The 16,538-nt window shown below is 47.4% G+C and carries 14 protein-coding genes and 1 pseudogene; 3 read left to right on the forward strand and 12 right to left on the reverse strand.

The features are described 5' to 3' along the window. Positions 1–127: 127 nt before the first annotated feature. The 6 genes from VK70_RS12520 to VK70_RS12545 all read right to left on the reverse strand — a co-directional run bounded on the left by VK70_RS12520 (position 128) and on the right by VK70_RS12545 (position 6,981). Positions 128–1,252: a hypothetical protein gene (locus tag VK70_RS12520; protein WP_025698953.1), complete on the reverse strand. Its 1,125-nt coding sequence runs from the start codon at positions 1,250–1,252 to the stop codon at positions 128–130. A gap of 148 nt (positions 1,253–1,400) precedes the next feature. Then, entirely contained in the window at positions 1,401–2,369 is a 969-nt protein-coding gene (locus VK70_RS12525) for a Gfo/Idh/MocA family protein (protein WP_025698954.1), read from the reverse strand. After that, complete coding sequence (locus VK70_RS12530; RefSeq protein WP_046723337.1) at positions 2,366–3,799, reverse strand: PTS fructose transporter subunit IIC; 1,434 nt, start codon at positions 3,797–3,799, stop codon at positions 2,366–2,368. The genes VK70_RS12525 and VK70_RS12530 overlap by 4 nt, the downstream gene beginning before the upstream one ends. A gap of 365 nt (positions 3,800–4,164) precedes the next feature. Further along, positions 4,165–4,848 (reverse strand): ribose 5-phosphate isomerase A, encoded by a 684-nt coding sequence (gene rpiA / locus VK70_RS12535; protein WP_025694452.1) that lies wholly within the window; start codon positions 4,846–4,848, stop codon positions 4,165–4,167. Positions 4,849–4,859: 11 nt separating this feature from the next. After that, positions 4,860–5,813, reverse strand: coding sequence for a sugar-binding transcriptional regulator (locus VK70_RS12540; RefSeq protein ID WP_025694453.1), 954 nt, complete (start codon positions 5,811–5,813; stop codon positions 4,860–4,862). Positions 5,814–5,892: 79 nt separating this feature from the next. After that, positions 5,893–6,981, reverse strand: coding sequence for a GIY-YIG nuclease family protein (locus VK70_RS12545; RefSeq protein WP_025694454.1), 1,089 nt, complete (start codon positions 6,979–6,981; stop codon positions 5,893–5,895). Positions 6,982–7,209: 228 nt separating this feature from the next. Between VK70_RS12545 and VK70_RS12550 the strand changes: the two genes are divergently transcribed. After that, complete coding sequence (locus tag VK70_RS12550; RefSeq protein WP_025694455.1) at positions 7,210–8,031, forward strand: nitroreductase family protein; 822 nt, start codon at positions 7,210–7,212, stop codon at positions 8,029–8,031. Between the two features lie 146 nt (positions 8,032–8,177). Here VK70_RS12550 and VK70_RS12555 read toward each other — a convergent pair. The 3 genes and pseudogenes from VK70_RS12555 to VK70_RS12570 all read right to left on the reverse strand — a co-directional run. Beyond that, a pseudogene (locus VK70_RS12555) lies at positions 8,178–8,756 on the reverse strand (MBL fold metallo-hydrolase); the annotation flags it as partial. A gap of 15 nt (positions 8,757–8,771) precedes the next feature. Continuing rightward, positions 8,772–9,535 (reverse strand): IS5 family transposase gene (locus VK70_RS27880; protein WP_144415228.1). Its coding sequence is split into 2 segments (ribosomal slippage): positions 8,772–9,199 and positions 9,199–9,535, totalling 765 coding nucleotides; the frame shifts between segments, so codons are not numbered across the junction. Positions 9,536–9,556: 21 nt separating this feature from the next. Beyond that, the gene (locus VK70_RS12570) at positions 9,557–10,165 is read right to left on the reverse strand and encodes a transposase (RefSeq protein WP_025694459.1); all 609 of its coding nucleotides are present in this window, start codon (positions 10,163–10,165) and stop codon (positions 9,557–9,559) included. A 571-nt stretch (positions 10,166–10,736) separates the two neighbouring features. Between VK70_RS12570 and VK70_RS12575 the strand changes: the two genes are divergently transcribed. After that, entirely contained in the window at positions 10,737–11,546 is an 810-nt protein-coding gene (locus tag VK70_RS12575) for a hypothetical protein (protein WP_025694460.1), read from the forward strand. A 69-nt stretch (positions 11,547–11,615) separates the two neighbouring features. Then, on the forward strand, positions 11,616–12,125 hold the full coding sequence (locus VK70_RS27885; RefSeq protein WP_155986872.1) for a hypothetical protein: 510 nt from the start codon (positions 11,616–11,618) through the stop codon (positions 12,123–12,125). Between the two features lie 483 nt (positions 12,126–12,608). On the opposite strand, the gene VK70_RS12580 is transcribed toward VK70_RS27885, so the two are convergent. From VK70_RS12580 to VK70_RS12590, 3 genes are all read right to left on the reverse strand, one after another. Next, entirely contained in the window at positions 12,609–14,081 is a 1,473-nt protein-coding gene (locus VK70_RS12580) for an amino acid permease (protein ID WP_046723339.1), read from the reverse strand. Between the two features lie 225 nt (positions 14,082–14,306). Beyond that, positions 14,307–15,803: a DHA2 family efflux MFS transporter permease subunit gene (locus tag VK70_RS12585; protein ID WP_025695083.1), complete on the reverse strand. Its 1,497-nt coding sequence runs from the start codon at positions 15,801–15,803 to the stop codon at positions 14,307–14,309. Between the two features lie 31 nt (positions 15,804–15,834). Beyond that, positions 15,835–16,464, reverse strand: coding sequence for a TetR/AcrR family transcriptional regulator (locus tag VK70_RS12590; RefSeq protein WP_025695084.1), 630 nt, complete (start codon positions 16,462–16,464; stop codon positions 15,835–15,837). Between the last annotated feature and the right edge of the window lie 74 nt (positions 16,465–16,538).

The following is a 16,538-nucleotide window of genomic DNA, read 5'->3' on the forward strand; positions in this document are numbered from 1 at the left end:
GATAAGTCCTGCGCCGCTTGTCCGCTTTCTCTCAATACTGACCCCTGGCATACCCGAGAATCGCCGCCGCCGCTCTTTCCCGCCGTTCCGGGTCTTCACTGTGAATATATCAATGTGGCCTCGGATATTATGAAAGAATCAAGCCTTTTGCGCGCAGTATTTCTTGCTTATGCTCCGGAATGCCCTGCAAATGCTCGCCCTGGGCAAAATCAACCTCTTCCCAATCAACAAAAATGACAAAATCATCGGTGACCGGTAAATATTCGGACCAATCCGATTCATTCAAGGAGTAGGCTACCTCTTGCCAGAATTTCATTCTTTCGGTATAACAATCCTCCCGGAGGCTCCAATGGACATAAAGCATATGAAGCTTAGTACGCAATTCTTCATTCTTAATGCCTGTCTGATAGTACATCGGATGTTCTCCGGCACTCCACAGAAAGTATTGGTTTTCGTTCTGTTCAAGTTGCACAACCCTCACCCGTTCAAAACCAGGCTGATAAATCGGATCGAGTGGGTTGTCTAAAGGATCACCATCCAAATAAATTGAAAAAAAACAGACCTGCTCTCCATTGATTTCTTCTGCGGTTGCTTTGAAAATGTTCTCTGTCTCCCTAATGACCTCCGCTTTTAATGTTTCACGAAGCGCTAATGCTGCTTGATTTGTCATATTGTTATAAACAAGCTGCTGTACGCCATTAAAAACTTGATGAAGCTCTCCATTTTCATCGTAATCCAAATATGTATTTTCCAAATGCTTGTATAGTTCTTTCCCAACATATTTAGGGTTATGGACTTGAATCAGTCGGTCGTCCTCATAGATATATTCCTCTACGTCATACCATGATTTCTCCAGCTCCAATCCGTGCCGCACAATGTATTCCACACAACGCTCGAATTTGCCCTGCTGTCCTGTAAATACCTTGATAGAATCTAAAATTCCGTTCACATATAGCCGCGTAATGATATGATCCTCGCCATAAGATGTGTACCCGTACCCATCAATCAGGTCATCACAAGCAGTTACACGCAGTTTATTATCCTGATCAAATCCGTAATAGATCCCTGTGTCCTCGTTAGTGACCTTCCCGCGTTGTTGAGTTTTACGCTCAAACCAGTAAGGAGACAGGTCATAACGTTTTTCTTCGACGAATTCAGTTCTAACCACGTTTTCTTCCGCATCTTTCTTATACCGCTCATAATTTTGCTGTGAATCCACACATAAATCCATGTAGTAATTTGAATCAATCAAGTTCCCAACCCTCTCTTCATATCATTTCTATTAATCAATAAACACAATAAGCAATATTATACTATAATGCGGAGAATTTTGAATAATTAAACAATCATCAAAAGACCGAACCCCGGCGGTATGCCGGAACTCGGTCTTTTGTGTGCGATTACTCGAATGGATATTTAATGCCCCATTGGTTACGGACATTGGTCATAAGAGCCATTACATCGTTGGACAGATGCAGCGTTGCAGTATTCTTTTTGTTTTGAATAAAATTCTGCATATCTTCGACTTCGTATTCCAGTGCTTTGGCCGTCTCCCCGGCTTCAATATGCTCCACTCTGCCGTCCGTATAGGTAATGGTGGCTTTATCCGCTCTTGGGAAGTTGTCCACCGTGATGAACCCAAGCTCTCCCGCGACGACACCGCGCTTCGGCATTTTGGCCCGCATGGTCAGTGAGATGACCGCCATCTCGTCCGCATCATTTTTCAGGATAATTCCAGACTGCTCATCCACCCCGGTTTCGAATGTTTTCACCGTCGTCAGAACTTCATGCGGCTGCTGGGACAGGAAGAAGCGGGTAAAGGACAGCGCATAGGTTCCGATATCGAGGAGCGCGCCCCCGGCCAGATCTTTGCTGAAAAAGCGGTTCTTCACATCGTATTCCTTGCAGCTTCCGAAGGATACCTGAATCATTTTCAGCTTGCCCAGCTGTCCCGAGTCCAGGATCTCCCGCAGTTTTTTGTATAAAGGCATATAATACAGCGTCATTGCTTCGGCAACGACCAGGTTCTTCTCCTCGGCCAATGCGATAATTTCGGTTAATTGCTCGCTGTTCACTGTAATCGCCTTTTCGCTGATCACATGCTTTCCATGCTTTAGGCTCTCCATAATAAACTTGTGGTGCAGATTGTGAGGGGTAGAGATGTAAACCACGTCGATCGCATCGTCTTTTAACATTTCCGAATAATCGCCGAAGGCTTTCTCGACTTGATTCTTATCGGCAAAAGCTTGCGCCTCTTCCTGGGATATTCCTGCTACGGCGTAGACACTTCCATTTACCGTTTTGATCGCTTTTACAAAATCCGATGCTGCCCAGCCCGGGCCGATGATGGCCCAATTCAACTTACTCATAATTTCAATTCCCCCTGAACGTTTTCGTATTGTACTTTTGAACCGCTAGTCTCACTTACATTCTTCTTGACAAAAGAAAGGATGCCCGCCGTAACGACTGTGCCTGCCAAAATGGCAATGATATAGGGCACCAGTTGGGTAACGACATTCGGAATCAACAGCACCCATACGCCGCCGTGCGGAACGGCAAGTCCGGCTCCAAACACCATCGACAGGCCGCCGGCTACTGCGGAACCGGCCATGATCGACGGGATGACCCGGAGAGGATCGGTCGCCGCAAACGGGATGGCGCCCTCGGTAATGAAGGATGCGCCCAAGGCCCAGCAGGCTTTCCCCGCTTCTTTTTCAGCAGCAGTATACTTTCTCTTCGCAAGCACGGTGGACAGCGCAATTCCAAGCGGCGGAACCATACCGGCTGCCATAACAGCCGCCATAATCGGCGAAGCGTGACCCGGTACGAGCGTGGAAGTGGCGAACGCATAGGCCGCCTTGTTGACCGGACCTCCCATGTCGAAGGCTTGCATCAATCCAAGAATAATTCCAAGTATTGCCGCATTTGTACCATTAAGCGAATTCAACCAATCGGCCAGTGCCTTGTTGACGAAGGCGACCGGCTCTCCAACAACGTAAACCATGAGCAGTCCCATAATGCCCGCAGACAGTAAAGGAATGATGAGGATGGGCATCAGGCCCTGCATCGTTTTGGGCAGCTTCAGATACTTCTTGATCGCGAGCACCAGATAACCTGCGGCAAAGCCGGCAAGCAGAGCGCCAAGGAAGCCCGACCCGTTCGTGCTGGCAAAATATCCGCCGATCATCCCGGGTACTAGAGCGGGCCTGTCGGCAATCGAGTAAGCGATATATGCGCCCAAGATCGGAATCATCAAGGCGAATGCCGATTTACCGGTTGTGAACAACGTCTCGCCGAATGAACCCGGATGATCGAAGACATAAATACCGCCGATGGCGAAGCCCAGTGCAATCAGCAGGCCGCCTGCCACCACAAAGGGAATCATGAAGGAAACGCCGGTCATCAGATGCTTGTAGATGCCGCTTCTTGATTCTTTTTCTTCCGCCTTGATTTGATTTACCTGCTCGGTCAGATCCACCTTGGCGGGAGCCTCCTCCGGCTTGGCGCTTAAAGCCCTGTTAATCAGCTCTTTAGGATCTCTAATGGCTTCCTTAACCGGAACTTCGATGATCGCCCTTCCGGCAAAACGGCTCTTATCCACCTTGGTATCGGCGGCAATGATGATTCCGTCCGCTTCCCGGAGATCCTGTTCCGTAATCACGTTCTCGGCGCCAACGGAGCCTTGGGTCTCTACTTTGATGTTATGACCCATTGCTTTGGCCGCCACTTGCAGTGCTTCCGCCGCCATATAGGTATGAGCTATACCGGTCGGACATGACGTAATGGCTACAAGCTTCATTATTGATCGTCCCCTTGCACTTTAATTAAGCGCTTACAAACTGATTATTAAATCATTCTTTTCCTGACTCCCCATCCCCGGCTAACCTACCACCACCTAATGATTCTGCACATTTGTGCATTGTATAATAATTTGTGCTTGCTTTCACAGTTTCAGTATAGCACCCGCTTTGGGTTTGTCAACATAAAATTTCGGCTGCATTTTGGCGGTCTATTCTAACGAAAAACGGCTCCACCATCCCATTCACAGGATAGTGAAGCCGCAGCAAAACTCCAATAAACCGCACCGTCGTATGCTGAAGGCTCCAGCGTCACGCGACCCGATTTATTGGACTTTTTTTAACGGATAAGATGATAAAGCAGGGCTTAATTCTTCGCTGCCGACACCAGACGGACGTCGGATTCACCGGCAATCAGCGCTTTCGTAGCCACATTGACAAATAAGGACGTATCAACCACCCCGCGAATTTGCTGCAGCTCGCTTTCAAGCTTGGCGATATCCCCCACCTGTTCAAAATGCACGTCCAGCAGCAGATTTCCGTTCTCCGTCACGGTAAACCCGTCCTTGGCGGCACTCGTCCGAATGGACGGCTTGCCCCCAAGCTCCGTAACTTTACGCTGCACGTAGGCCAAAGAATCCTCAAGGATCTCCAGAACGACGGGATGCTTAAAGGTCAGGCGATTCACAAACTTCGTATCGTCGACAAGCAGTATGTAGTCCTCCGCCATGGAAGCGATTAGCTTTTCTTTCGTATGGATGCCGCCGCCGCTCTTCAGCGCGTTCAAGCTTTCATCCACCTCGTCGCAGCCGTCAAAAGCTACAGATATTTGCTCCACCGCAGACGTATACAGCACCTCCAGCCCGTTCTGGATGCAGAGCAGTCTCGTCTTGACGGATGGCGTAACCACTTTGACCTCAAGATTGGCATCCTCTTTGATATATTGAATCAAGTAGGATATGGTGCTTCCTCCGCCCAAGCCGATAATCGTACCGCTCTTAATCAATTTGAGGGCTTCCCTAGCGCAGACTTTCTTGATATCGTCAGACATTGTTCTCCTCCTTAGACTGTACGTTCCAAAATAATCCGGGCCGTTTCTTCAGTAGTTACCAGAACGTTAACATATTTTCCGCGCAAAGCGCCAATAATGGCGTCCGCCTTCTCCTCCGACTCCGCGACTCCAATGGAATACTTCGTCTTGTGCAAATGGTCCAGCCCAATCGCAATTCTCCGCTCGGAGATGCTTGTAGATACAAGGTTTCCATCGATATCAAAAAATTGGGAACAAATATCCCCGACAATTTGGCCTCGTTCCAGCTCTTCAAACAGCTCGTTCCCGTAAAAAGAATTCCAAGTCGCGCTGCCCTTTATCTGTATGGAACCGATGCCAAAAATCGCAATGGTAACCTTCTCCCAAAGTTCCGAAATGTTCTGGAAATATTGCGACTCCACGATCTGATCCCGCGTTTCCTTAAGCTCCAGGATGGCAGGAACATCAATCAGGTAAGACGTTCCTTTGAACTTCTGCGCGGCTGCGTACACAAGGGTATTCACATGATATTGACTCTCCAGCTTGCCGGATGGTCCGCCAACCATGGGCACGAACACGGCGCCGGATTCGCGGGGCTCTTCCAGTTCATTAATGACCTCGGCCAGCGAGCTTCCCCAGGCTAATCCGACCACATCTTCATCACCGACAATCCGGCTGACCAGCTGTGCGCAAGCCTGGCCCATGACTTTCAGCTTGGACTTCGTATCGTCGCCTGTCACCGGAACTACGATTGCTTCCTTCAGACCGAAGCGCTCCACTAGCTGCCGCTCGATGCTGAAGGTTTCGCTGAGGCTATAGTTAATCGTGATCTTCACGATGCCTTTCTCGCGGATTTTCTTCAGCATGCGGCTTATGGTCGTCCGGTAAATCCCAAGCTCCTTGGAAATTTCGCTCTGCGTCATGTCGTTGTCATAATACATTTGGGCAACCTTCAGCATTAACCTGATCTCTTCATTATTATCCATGTAAACACCTCGTAGCTTTTGCACATTTGTTCATGTTGATATAAAATGTGCTAATGTGCAATTTGAGTATATGCTTTTTTCAAGTGGGAGTCAATGCGTTATTCAGATAAGTATGCAGTGCTTCGTCAATGTCCGGGTGGTCCCCGAATTCAAGCCATTCCTCCGGAATAAAGAGATATTGGCAGGTGCTGCCCTGGAGATAGCTGTAAATAATCTGGGCTTCATCAATTTCTTCACGGCTAATTTTGCTGGATTGAAGAGCGGAGTCGGTCCTGAAGCTGTTCATAATTAAGGATTTTATCCTGGCGTGCAGCGGCTCCATTCCAGACGGCCCGATTGTAAGCTTCTCCCTGTGAAGAATGACATTCCGCTTGACAAGAAAAAGCTTGATCGTATCCTCGCTTAAATATTCAAAGATGACGATATTCCGGTTCTCTTCGGTGAATCCGATCACTTTTTCCTTATTTAGAATGAAGTCTACGGACTCCATATAGTCCCTGTATTTCGCCGCCGTCTCAAAATCGTACTGCCCCGCCGCCTCCTGCATTCTTTGCTGCATTTCCTCGTACAGCCCCCGGTCACTGCCGCCCAGAAGAGCGATAAAGCGGTCTAAGATCCGGTTATATTCGTTAACAGCTTCCCCGCCCAGACACATGCCCAGACACAGCCCGAGAGAATGATTCAAGCAGGCGGAGCCGCTGAAGCGGGAATGCGTGCAGGCGATTTTATAGCATTCCTGAATCCCTTGTACCGCACGTTCCACCGAATTCCTGTTGGCTGTATAAGGTCCGAATACCACATGATCATCGTTTGCGTCAGGATTGTTGGTGATCTCTATTCGGCGCAGCCCGGCGCTGCTCTTTATAACAATATAGGTGTAGGCGAGCGGATTTTTCATCTTTTTATTGTACATGGGCTTCAATTCCTGAATTAACCTGCACTCCAGCATAAAAGCCTCGAATTCGGTATCTGTCACTCTGTGCTCCAGGTCCTTTATGTGGCCGACCAGCTGCTTTACCTTTTTGGGATGGGACCTCAAGTTATAGAAGTAGGATTGCACTCTTTTTTTGAGATTCTTGGATTTACCGACATAAATGATCCCGCCAAGCGAATCTTTCATCAGATAGACTCCCGGCGATGTGGGAAGGCTTGCAATTTTGTCCTTCATTTATGGAAAAAGCCTCCTTCCGCCGCTAGGTTCCTCGGCCATTCTACAAGACATAGACCCATTATAGCATGGCACAACGTTCCTAAATTCGTCCCAAAGAAAATCGAATCGGTTTTAGTTTAAATAGGGAGGAATCCAGATATTGACAGATCAAGAGGGTGTGATACGATATATTAGACCGATCAGTTTATTTTATAGCAATTATCCAAATATGAAGGAGTGAATCATGTGGGATTAATTACAGTAGATCAAGAAGAGTGCATACAATGTGAGATATGTGTGAAAGAATGTCCAACCCGTGCTTTAACTATGGGAGAGTATGGTCCCGAAGCCACTGCGCCGAAAGACTGTATTGCCTGCGGACATTGTGTCGCCGTATGCCCAAACGAAGCGATTGATCATTCATTAACGCCGCTGGCCGGACAGCTTCCAATCTCAGAGTTCAGCAAGTTTAGTGCAGAAGAAGCTGAGCGCTTCTTACGATCCCGCCGTTCTATACGCAGCTACAAGAAGACGGCCGTTCCACGGGAAAAGCTGCTGCAGCTTGTAGAGATTGCCCGCTTCGCGCCTACCGGCGGTAACACGCAGGGGATCTCCTATGTCATTGTTGAGGATAAAGAGACTTTGCGCAAAGCTTCGGAAATGACGATCCAAAAGCTGGAAAATGACCCCGTATTAGGCACGCGATATTCTTCCATCGTTAACGCATACCGTAACCAAGGAACGGATGTGATTCTGCGCGACGCTCCAAGCCTTATCCTCACAACCGCTGCTAAAGATTTCAAGAACGGCCGGGAAAATTCCATCTTCTCACTGACTTACCTCGAATTATTTGCCCCTTCTCTCGGCTTAGGCTCTTGTTGGGCGGGGGGACTCGAATTTTGCGCGCTTGCGGAAGATTCACCCATGCTAGAGTTGTTCCATATCCCCGAGGATAAAGTCATTACCGGAGCCGTGATGGTCGGGTATCCTATGTATCAATACAAAAGATTAGTGGACCGGAATCCGCTGGATGTTGCTTTTTTTAGTCCCGGGAAGGTAACGGTATAAAAAAATATGAGTGTTCAGGTTTGGTGGTGGAAAGGGATTATTATTCAACAAACGCCCCCGTATGTGTATGTGAATTTGGTGATGGATCGGCGTTTGTAGAAGCTGATTCGTTGTGTTCTTTCCTTGCGATTTCAGTCACAACTCAACTAATCACGGTACCGTAGCACGTATCTTTTATACAACTCGTCATGGTAAAGAAGATCTTGGCCATGAGAGGAACTGATGATTCTCGGTTTGATTTCATCTATAATAGCCCCGCTATCTATGTTCTCGTTCATATTTACAGTGAATTTTCTGATAGGTGGGTGTAACTCATCCGCACTCGTGATAGAGAGGTCTCCTGATAAAAGCACATTGCCTATTTCATGATGGTATACGACATGTCCAGGCGAGTGTCCAGGAGTCAGATAATATTGAATAGGCAGATGATTAAGTGTTTGCTCCGTTAACGGCTGCACAATGTTCTCTACACCTGTTTCTTCAAGAATGTCCTTGTTCGGATAGGGTGCTTCGCCATTAATATAAATGAGTTCTCTGCGATGTGCATAGATAGGAATGTTGAAGTGCTCTAGCCACTTTGCAGCACCTTGAATGTGATCACCATGACCATGGGTGAGCAAAATTGCTTTGGGGGTACCAATGGTTGTTGCGGTCTCCATTTGATTATGAACCAATTTCTCTACACCAGTATCGATGATATAAACGTCATTATTGTGTCTAATTAGGGCCTGTACGCAAACCTATTTGAGCCATAAACGAATAGAAAGCAGCGTCAAAAAAGCCATGAACATATTCGATGTTTTTTCATAGCGAGTGGCCAGGCGTCGATAGTTTTTGACTTTGTTGAAAAAGCATTCGATTAAGTGTCTCTCTTTATACGTTTCAGAATCTAACGAACGCTTTACCCGCCGATTACGTTTACTTGGGATCACCGGAGTGATCGCTCGGCTTTGTAAAAGCCCCAGAATGGCATTGGTATCGTAGGCGCGATCCGCTAACACTTCGCCCGGGCAGACGTCCAGTTCATGAAGAAGGCGATAGCCGGTGACCGAATCATGGTCTTGTCCTGGCGTCAATTCGAAACGCAGCGGATAGCCGAGCGCGTCCACCACTGCATGAATTTTGGTGGTTAATCCTCCGCGCGAACGTCCGATGGCTTGCTGGTCCTGCCCCCTTTTGCGCCCGCTCCATGTTGATGGACGCGGACGATGGTGGCATCTACCATGACTTGCTCCCAATCCGGTTCGATGGCGACATGCTTCAGTATTTCATCCCAAAGGTTTGCTTTTTGTAACCGCCAGAAAAAGCTGTAGGCTGAAGACCAAGGGCCATAGTAACTCGGTAAATCTCGCCATGGCGCTCCCGTTCGAGCCACCCATAGCACAGCATTAAGCATCTGGCGCCGATCCTTCGGCGGACGTCCTCCTTGTTTTTTTCGAGCCGGGGGCAACAAGGGTTCAAGTATATTCCATTCTTCATCTGTTAACTCGTATCTTCGTCTCATGTTCCTTATTTTACTGGATTTTTACGGGATGTACAGTTTGCGTACAGGCCCTAGCCAAATATTAACGGGCGCATTGACCTTGCGATAAAGTGTCATATTACTTTTAGCTCTGCTCACCCAATGAAAGCCAAGGCCTTCTATACCCAGATACAGATCCTTGGCCAAATACCAGCTGTCCATGGCTACCCAGCACTTTGCGGTACCGAGAAGATTGTCCTTCACTTGCTGTAGCAGATTGAGAGCTAAATGTAGTTTGGATGAAGGCTCTGATTCTCCGTTATCCTGTTTCCAAATGGCGTAAAGAAGCGGATACTGAAACCCATTGGCCTTGACCACATGGAGTACGACCCTATTCATGGCGTTTACATACACTTTGCTGCAATGATCCCACAAGCGGTAGATAAACGGCATGTTCTTGGCGTGATTATGTTCGACCAAGGTGTCCAAGGCAATGACATCATCATCCTTCAGCATCGTCTCCTCCTGCTCCTGCAGTTTGGCGACACGTTTAAGGTTAAACGCTTGCCATGCATAAGACGAGACCATAAAACGGCTGAAAACAGACTGTGTGATATTCTGTCCGCCAAACATCCGCTCGAGGAGGGAGTCTTTTTCATAAAACTGAATCATTTGCAAGCAAGCGGTGCAGCGGCTCAAAAGTCCGACGACAAACAGAAAAGCAAGTTTTCAGGTAGGGCATCCTCGAGTTTTCATAATTCCGCATTGTGTAAGAAGTAAAGAAAAGTCAAAACGATTCCACAAGGAAAGTAAGAGTGGTGCGCCTCCAAAAGCGCTGTAGGAAAGCTTCTTGTACTTAGGTTGATGAAGATCTGATATTTCGACCACCCGTTATATGGAAGATAGGTATAAAAGATAATACCTCCTTCGCGATTATTGGGGCATTCCAGAAAAGTCAAGGGATTTTTAGAGTTTTTCGGCACATTTCTGTTACGATTGTTAATTTACAACTTTTTACTCCAAGTGGGTAAGTCCAGTTTGTATATGATATGCGAACATTAGTTCTTTATTCAAGGCGGAGCGACACACATTTATTTCCTTTTTTCACATAATTCTCATCACAATGGCAACATTCGACATTTTTTTCTATATAAATATATAAAGAATGCTTATACAATATTTAGTAGATACTCCATAGCTGGCCAGCAAACGTATCAATTTATTTAAGAATGGGGAACTATAATTGAAAAAGTTTAAAATTCTTCCATTAGTGATATCATTATTGGTTATGCTACCTTCTCTTGCTTTTGCTCAAGAGAGTGCCATAACTGGATCAAACAAACAACTAAACCAACAAGAAATTAATGACTTGAGAAATGATGTTGGGTTTACTCAAGAAGATTTCGACAACGTGCCACCAGAAATAGCTAGAGAACTATTAAAACAAGGTGCTAAGAAACTCACTAATGGTAAAGTTGAAAAACATACTTTTAACGAAGGTGTTACTACTTCTAAGTTAGCTACTACTGAATCACTTAGTCCTTCGGATATTGCCCTTTACGGTAGTGCTTATTCTGTAACTAGTGATAAACCTGGTTACAAAAAAGTCTATTTATATGGTAGTTTTCAATGGGATAATGCTCCTTTTTGGATTCTTGTCGATAAAGTAAGCATTGGTTACCCAAGTACTAACAAATTCTTTTATGCTACAAAAAACGGACAAATTTTAGGTCATTATAACGAATTATGGTATAAAGATGCAAACACGGGGAATACCGTTTTCAATAACTCCACAACTCCGAGTGACGCAGATCCTGCTACAGGTGTAGCAGCTTCGTTCGATCTTGTGAATTCACAGCATCAAGGAGGCCACTTAAGTCAATATGTATATGTTAGTAGTAGCGAAACAGGAACCAGTAATTTATTAATAAGATATGGTCATAAAACTATTAGTGGTTCCCCATCGGTCGACATCTACCCAACATTTGGTTTAAGTGTTAGCCCTACAACAACAACAGAAACCGCTGACTATTGGCTTACTATTAATTGGTAACTTAAAAACTAATAATATGAAGTAAGTGTACACAAACGCACTTACTTCATAATTTATATGGGTGATAATGTGATAAAGAAAAAATACACTTTTATTATTATTTTAATCTTAGTATTATCAGTATCTGTAATTTCATTTAACTACTTTACACCATTAAATAAAACTATTAAGTCTGCAATTGAAAGGGACTCTAAATTCACAATAACTGACTATGTTAGTATCCCGTTGAAAAATAGAAATTTATATATCATTTTCAATACAGGGAATACACTATCTTCAGCAGAAGTTAAAAAGACACATTTTGGATACAAGTTGATAAAATTAAACGAAAGGACTTTAGAAGTTCCCACTACAAATAACCCTGACATAAATAGTAAAAAGTTTTATATTGATGTAACATCGAATATAGTTTATGGTTTGGAAGAGCAAAACGAAACAGTTACAATTAACAACATACCTACTTCTGAGGTACCGATAGAGAATAATTATAAATTTTTTCAATCATCTACTATGAAATTATGGTATATAATACCAATAAATACATTAACATCAATTAATGTGCACTTTAAGAACAATTAGGGATAAAAATTTTTAGTATATGAATCCTATCATCATTTTATTCTATTCTCATAGAATATTTCGCTTTGGTATTGTGTAAAAAATTTAAGTCTAATTTGGGAGAAATTTAATAAGAAAATACACGCCTGGACTAATACCTACGGGTTACTGTCTGCTTTGCAGAACCGAATTAAAAACTTCAAGGGCGACTAAAAATAAAAACATGCATAATGATCCAAGCGATAGTTCTTAAAACACCTTCGGATGTGGAGGCCACTGAGAAACTACCTGATTTAAAAAAAATCCAACAATTTAGGGGTCAACTATGATTCCCTGAACGCGAAACGAGCCTTAGGAGCGATTCTAGAGGCTCGTTTTTTTGAAGCTTTTTATAAAAGAGACCTTTTCAGTGGCCTCCGGATGTAAGGCTGGGGGGCTTGGGTTATTTGCGGCGCTTCCGGCATTGGCGAGGTCACGGCAGCGGTTCTTCCGCCTCTGCTCTTCTCATTTCTTCGTCTTCTGATCGGTCAGTTCTTCAGACATCTCCGCGTTGGCATAACCGGGAGACACAGGTCTGACGGGTGGCAGCTGGCGGGTCGGCTTCCGGAATTGAACCGGAGATGTTCGGCGAAGGCGGCCGACCGCATACAAGCCTGCAAACAACAGCACGAACATCATTCCAGCCGCAAGACCTCCCCCCTGGCCCGGGATCAGCGGCATGCTAACGATAATTGCGATCAGGCCCCCGATGGAGAGCCATGATGTATAGGGAAAGCCTCTCATACCATGCCCCTGTGTAAACGGACTGCCATGCCGCCTGCGGAGCCGGTAATGGCTGGCCATAATGACGACATAGACGAACAGCAGGGAGAAGCCGCCCGAGCTGACCAGAAATAAATAGATGCCATGCGGCAGCATCAATCCGAGACCGAGAGCGCCCAGCATGGCGCCTCCCGATACGAGAATACCGCGATACGGAATGTCCGAGCGGTCCCGCATCCAGATTGGCGTATGTCCTTCCTCGGCCAGTGAACGGAGCATACGGCCCAAGCCGAATACGGATGCAAGCATCGTGGATAAAATCGCCGTCACCAGCACGATGTTCATTACAGTTCCCGTCCACCCCAAACCATGCAGGGTAAGCGCCGATACGAACGGGCTGACCTCTTCGGACACAAGGGAACGGGGAATCAGCAGGAACAGAGCCGTTATGGCGGCTAAATAAAGACCCACCAGCAGGACAATTGTGAGCCGGATAGCCTTCGGTATCGTCACCGCCGGATTGCCCGTTTCGGACGCGGCGAGCCCGAGCACTTCAAATCCCGCATAGGTAAACATAACCATCAGCATGCTCCCTGCAATGCCACCGACCCCTCCCGGCATCCAGGGCTCGCCGTGCAGAACGCTGTATCCCGCTGCCGCTGCGCCGCCCTGCCCGGCTGCCGTACCGAACAGAGCGGTTCCGATTCCGGCAGCCAAGCCTACCGCAATTACGACAAAAGCAGCAATGGCCAGCAGCTTTATCACGGCAAGCCCGCTTTCGAGCTTGCTTAACCGTTCTGCTCCCAGTAAATTAAGCAGCGTAACAATAATAATAATAACCACCCCGAGAACAGGGAGTGAAAGCATGGGGAACCAATTCCGAAGCAATATCGAAGCCGCCGTCGCTTCGCTTGACATAGCCAGCACAAGCCCGGTCCAGTATACCCAGCCTATCGTAAAGCCGGTTCCCCGGCCAAAGGCTTGTTCAGCATAAGTGCGGAATGATCCGGACGCCGGATTCGCAACCGTCATTTCCGACAGCGCCGTTAAAATGAAATAGACCAGAATCCCGCCAATGACATAAGACACCAGCACAGAAGGTCCCGCCGCGCGGATCGCCACCGAGGAGCCCAGGAAAAACGAGCCGCCCACAACGGTTCCAAGCGCAAGCATGGTAAGCTGCCATACGGATAACCCCTTCTCTTCACGCTTCATAAGACGCCCTCCAACGATTGGTTTGACATCAGTATCTGCAAATATCGGAGAAATTACCCATGACAGTGCAGAACCTTCATCACATTTTGAATTTCGTCGGCGCATCGTCCGCTCCCATAAACAAAGCAAAAGAGATGCCCCGCAAGCGATTGTTTCGCTCACGGAGCATCCCTTAAGCAGCCTCACTGTATCCGGCTTCCGCCGGTTATGTCCCCTAGCCTGTTATCAATGGCCGGGCAAGAGCGCGGCATCTTCTTGCTGCACTTCGCCCTCATTGGATGAGCCCGTTTTAGGCTTGCGCAGAATCAGACTGATCACAACTCCAGCAGCGGCGATGCAGGCTGACAGGAAGAAGACATCGTCAAAGCCCATAACTGCCGCAACCAGCGGATTGCCGCCTTTGCCGGCTGCTGCCATATGCTCATTAACCTGAGTAGTCAAATATCCGGTCATTCCGGCAACAGCGAAAGATACGACAACCTGCTGCGCAGCCGTTGTCAATGGTGTAACGCGTCCTACGAGATGACGCGGCGCGGCGTTAAGCACATGCGTATTCACCGGCATCATCGTAAGACCCATACCAAGGCCCATGAGTCCAAGACAGACCATAATGCTCGGCAGACTTGTTTCGATTGTAATCTTCGAAAGCAGGAACAGCGCGGTCGAGATGATCGACAGCCCGACGAACGCCAGCGGTCTTGCGCCGATCTTATCGAACAGCCGACCGCCCAGCGGCATGCCGATTGCGGAGGCCAGCGCCTGCGGCAGAAGAATCAGACCGGTCTCAAGCGGGGTGAACGCACGCACATTCTGCAAATACAGCGGCACAAACAGCATGGAGCCGAACAAAGCCGCCTGGGTTACCCAGGACAGGAAGATGCCGCGGGTAAAGTCGGATGAGCCAAAGACACGCAGCTCAAGCAGCGGATTCTTTTGCCGCAGCTCCACAATAATGAACAAGAGCAGCGCGGCGGCGCCAACGGTAAGGCCGGTAATCGCCGGTGTCGTTGACCAGCCGGTTCCTCCGCCTTCATTGACACCATAAGCCAGCATCGAGAAGCCAATCGGAGCGAGAATGATGCCGAGCAGATCAAGATGCGGCGTCTCATGCCGCTCGGTATTCGGCAAATATTTGGCGCCCAGGATAACGGCAACGATGCCTATCGGCAGGTTGATCAGAAAGATCCAGTGCCAGCTCACATACTCAATGAGCCAACCGGAAAGGATCGGTCCCAGCGCCGGGGCAAGCAGCATCGGAATACCGAGCATGCCCATAATGGAACCTCTGCGCTCCGGAGGAGCCAGGCGGAACACCATAGCCATCCCGATCGGAGCGACCATCCCGCCGCCCAGGCCCTGAATGACCCGATAAATAATAAGCTGTAGGGGCGTCTGGGCTATTGAACACAGCACCGACCCAATAACGAACATGACAACCGTCCATACGAATATCCGCTTGGAGCCGAACCGATCGGTCATCCATCCGGCGAGCGGAATAACGGCAGACAAGGCAAGCGTATATCCCGTAATGGTCCATTGAATGGTCTTGAGATCCGCATTGAAATAGTCGGTAAGGTTCGGAATGGCGACATTGACCACCGTGCTGTCCAAAATAACCATAATCATGCCAACGATAATCGCCAGCAGAGGCGGAAGGATCGCTTTTAGCGAAAAAGAATCCGTTTCCGCTGCGGACGAAGCCGCCTGTTTCGTATGTTCCATGAATCTCCACTCTTTCTATATAAGTTTTCGGTTAAATCTGATACTTGTGAAAATAATGGTCGATCAAATGATCAACCTGAATTTCCACCGAGGGCAGATGCACGCCGGGCAAGCTCTCGTCATGGTCTTCCGGTTCCGCGCATGTGTACGCGACAATCGGCATTAATACTGCTCCGAACAGCTGAACCATCATCATCCTCAGCCGGTCTTCATCCTGCTCGCCTGTTGTCTCCCGCAAAACGGACAGCATTTTTTGCTGCTTCATTGTTTTGCTGTACTGGGAATATTTATGAAGTGAGCCCATGATGCTCGGGGTTTTATTCATCATGTGCTTGGCCAGTCCTGGATATTGCAGAAGATGGCTGGCATACTGCCCAAAGAACAGCTTCAGCCGTTCTTTGGGCGGCAGAGCGTCATCCTCAAGCGCATTGAACGCGGCATCAAAACGGGAAATCAGCGTACGGATCGCCTCAATCAGCAGATTGTCCTTGGACCGGTAATAGTAATTTACAAGCGCCAAATTCACCTCGGCCTTTGCGGCTATTCGGCGCAAGGTTACACATTCTACTCCTCCCTCGCATATCAAATCTACTGTGGCGTCAAGAATTTGCTGCTTCGTATCTTTATCTCCGAAAACCTCAGGATCTTGTTCCAGGGTCATGTAGAGCCATTTCTCCTTCCTGCGCCTATTTTACACAGCGATTTAAACGTTGTTTAATACATGGTTTAATATAC

This window comes from Paenibacillus durus ATCC 35681, assembly GCF_000993825.1.
GTDB lineage: Bacteria > Bacillota > Bacilli > Paenibacillales > Paenibacillaceae > Paenibacillus_AQ > Paenibacillus_AQ durus_B.

What these genes read in the sequence shown, in the direction of transcription:
- VK70_RS12530 (WP_046723337.1), bottom strand. Translation starts at nt 3,799, where the DNA reads ATGAAGCTTGTAGCCATTACGTCATGTCCGACCGGTATAGCTCATACC.
- VK70_RS12570 (WP_025694459.1), bottom strand. Translation starts at nt 10,165, where the DNA reads ATGATTCAGTTTTATGAAAAAGACTCCCTCCTCGAGCGGATGTTTGGC.
- rpiA (WP_025694452.1), bottom strand. Translation starts at nt 4,848, where the DNA reads ATGTCTGACGATATCAAGAAAGTCTGCGCTAGGGAAGCCCTCAAATTG.
- VK70_RS12580 (WP_046723339.1), bottom strand. Translation starts at nt 14,081, where the DNA reads ATGAAGCGTGAAGAGAAGGGGTTATCCGTATGGCAGCTTACCATGCTT.
- VK70_RS12590 (WP_025695084.1), bottom strand. Translation starts at nt 16,464, where the DNA reads ATGACCCTGGAACAAGATCCTGAGGTTTTCGGAGATAAAGATACGAAG.
- VK70_RS12585 (WP_025695083.1), bottom strand. Translation starts at nt 15,803, where the DNA reads ATGGAACATACGAAACAGGCGGCTTCGTCCGCAGCGGAAACGGATTCT.
- VK70_RS12545 (WP_025694454.1), bottom strand. Translation starts at nt 6,981, where the DNA reads ATGAAGGACAAAATTGCAAGCCTTCCCACATCGCCGGGAGTCTATCTG.
- VK70_RS12525 (WP_025698954.1), bottom strand. Translation starts at nt 2,369, where the DNA reads ATGAGTAAGTTGAATTGGGCCATCATCGGCCCGGGCTGGGCAGCATCG.
- VK70_RS12540 (WP_025694453.1), bottom strand. Translation starts at nt 5,813, where the DNA reads ATGGATAATAATGAAGAGATCAGGTTAATGCTGAAGGTTGCCCAAATG.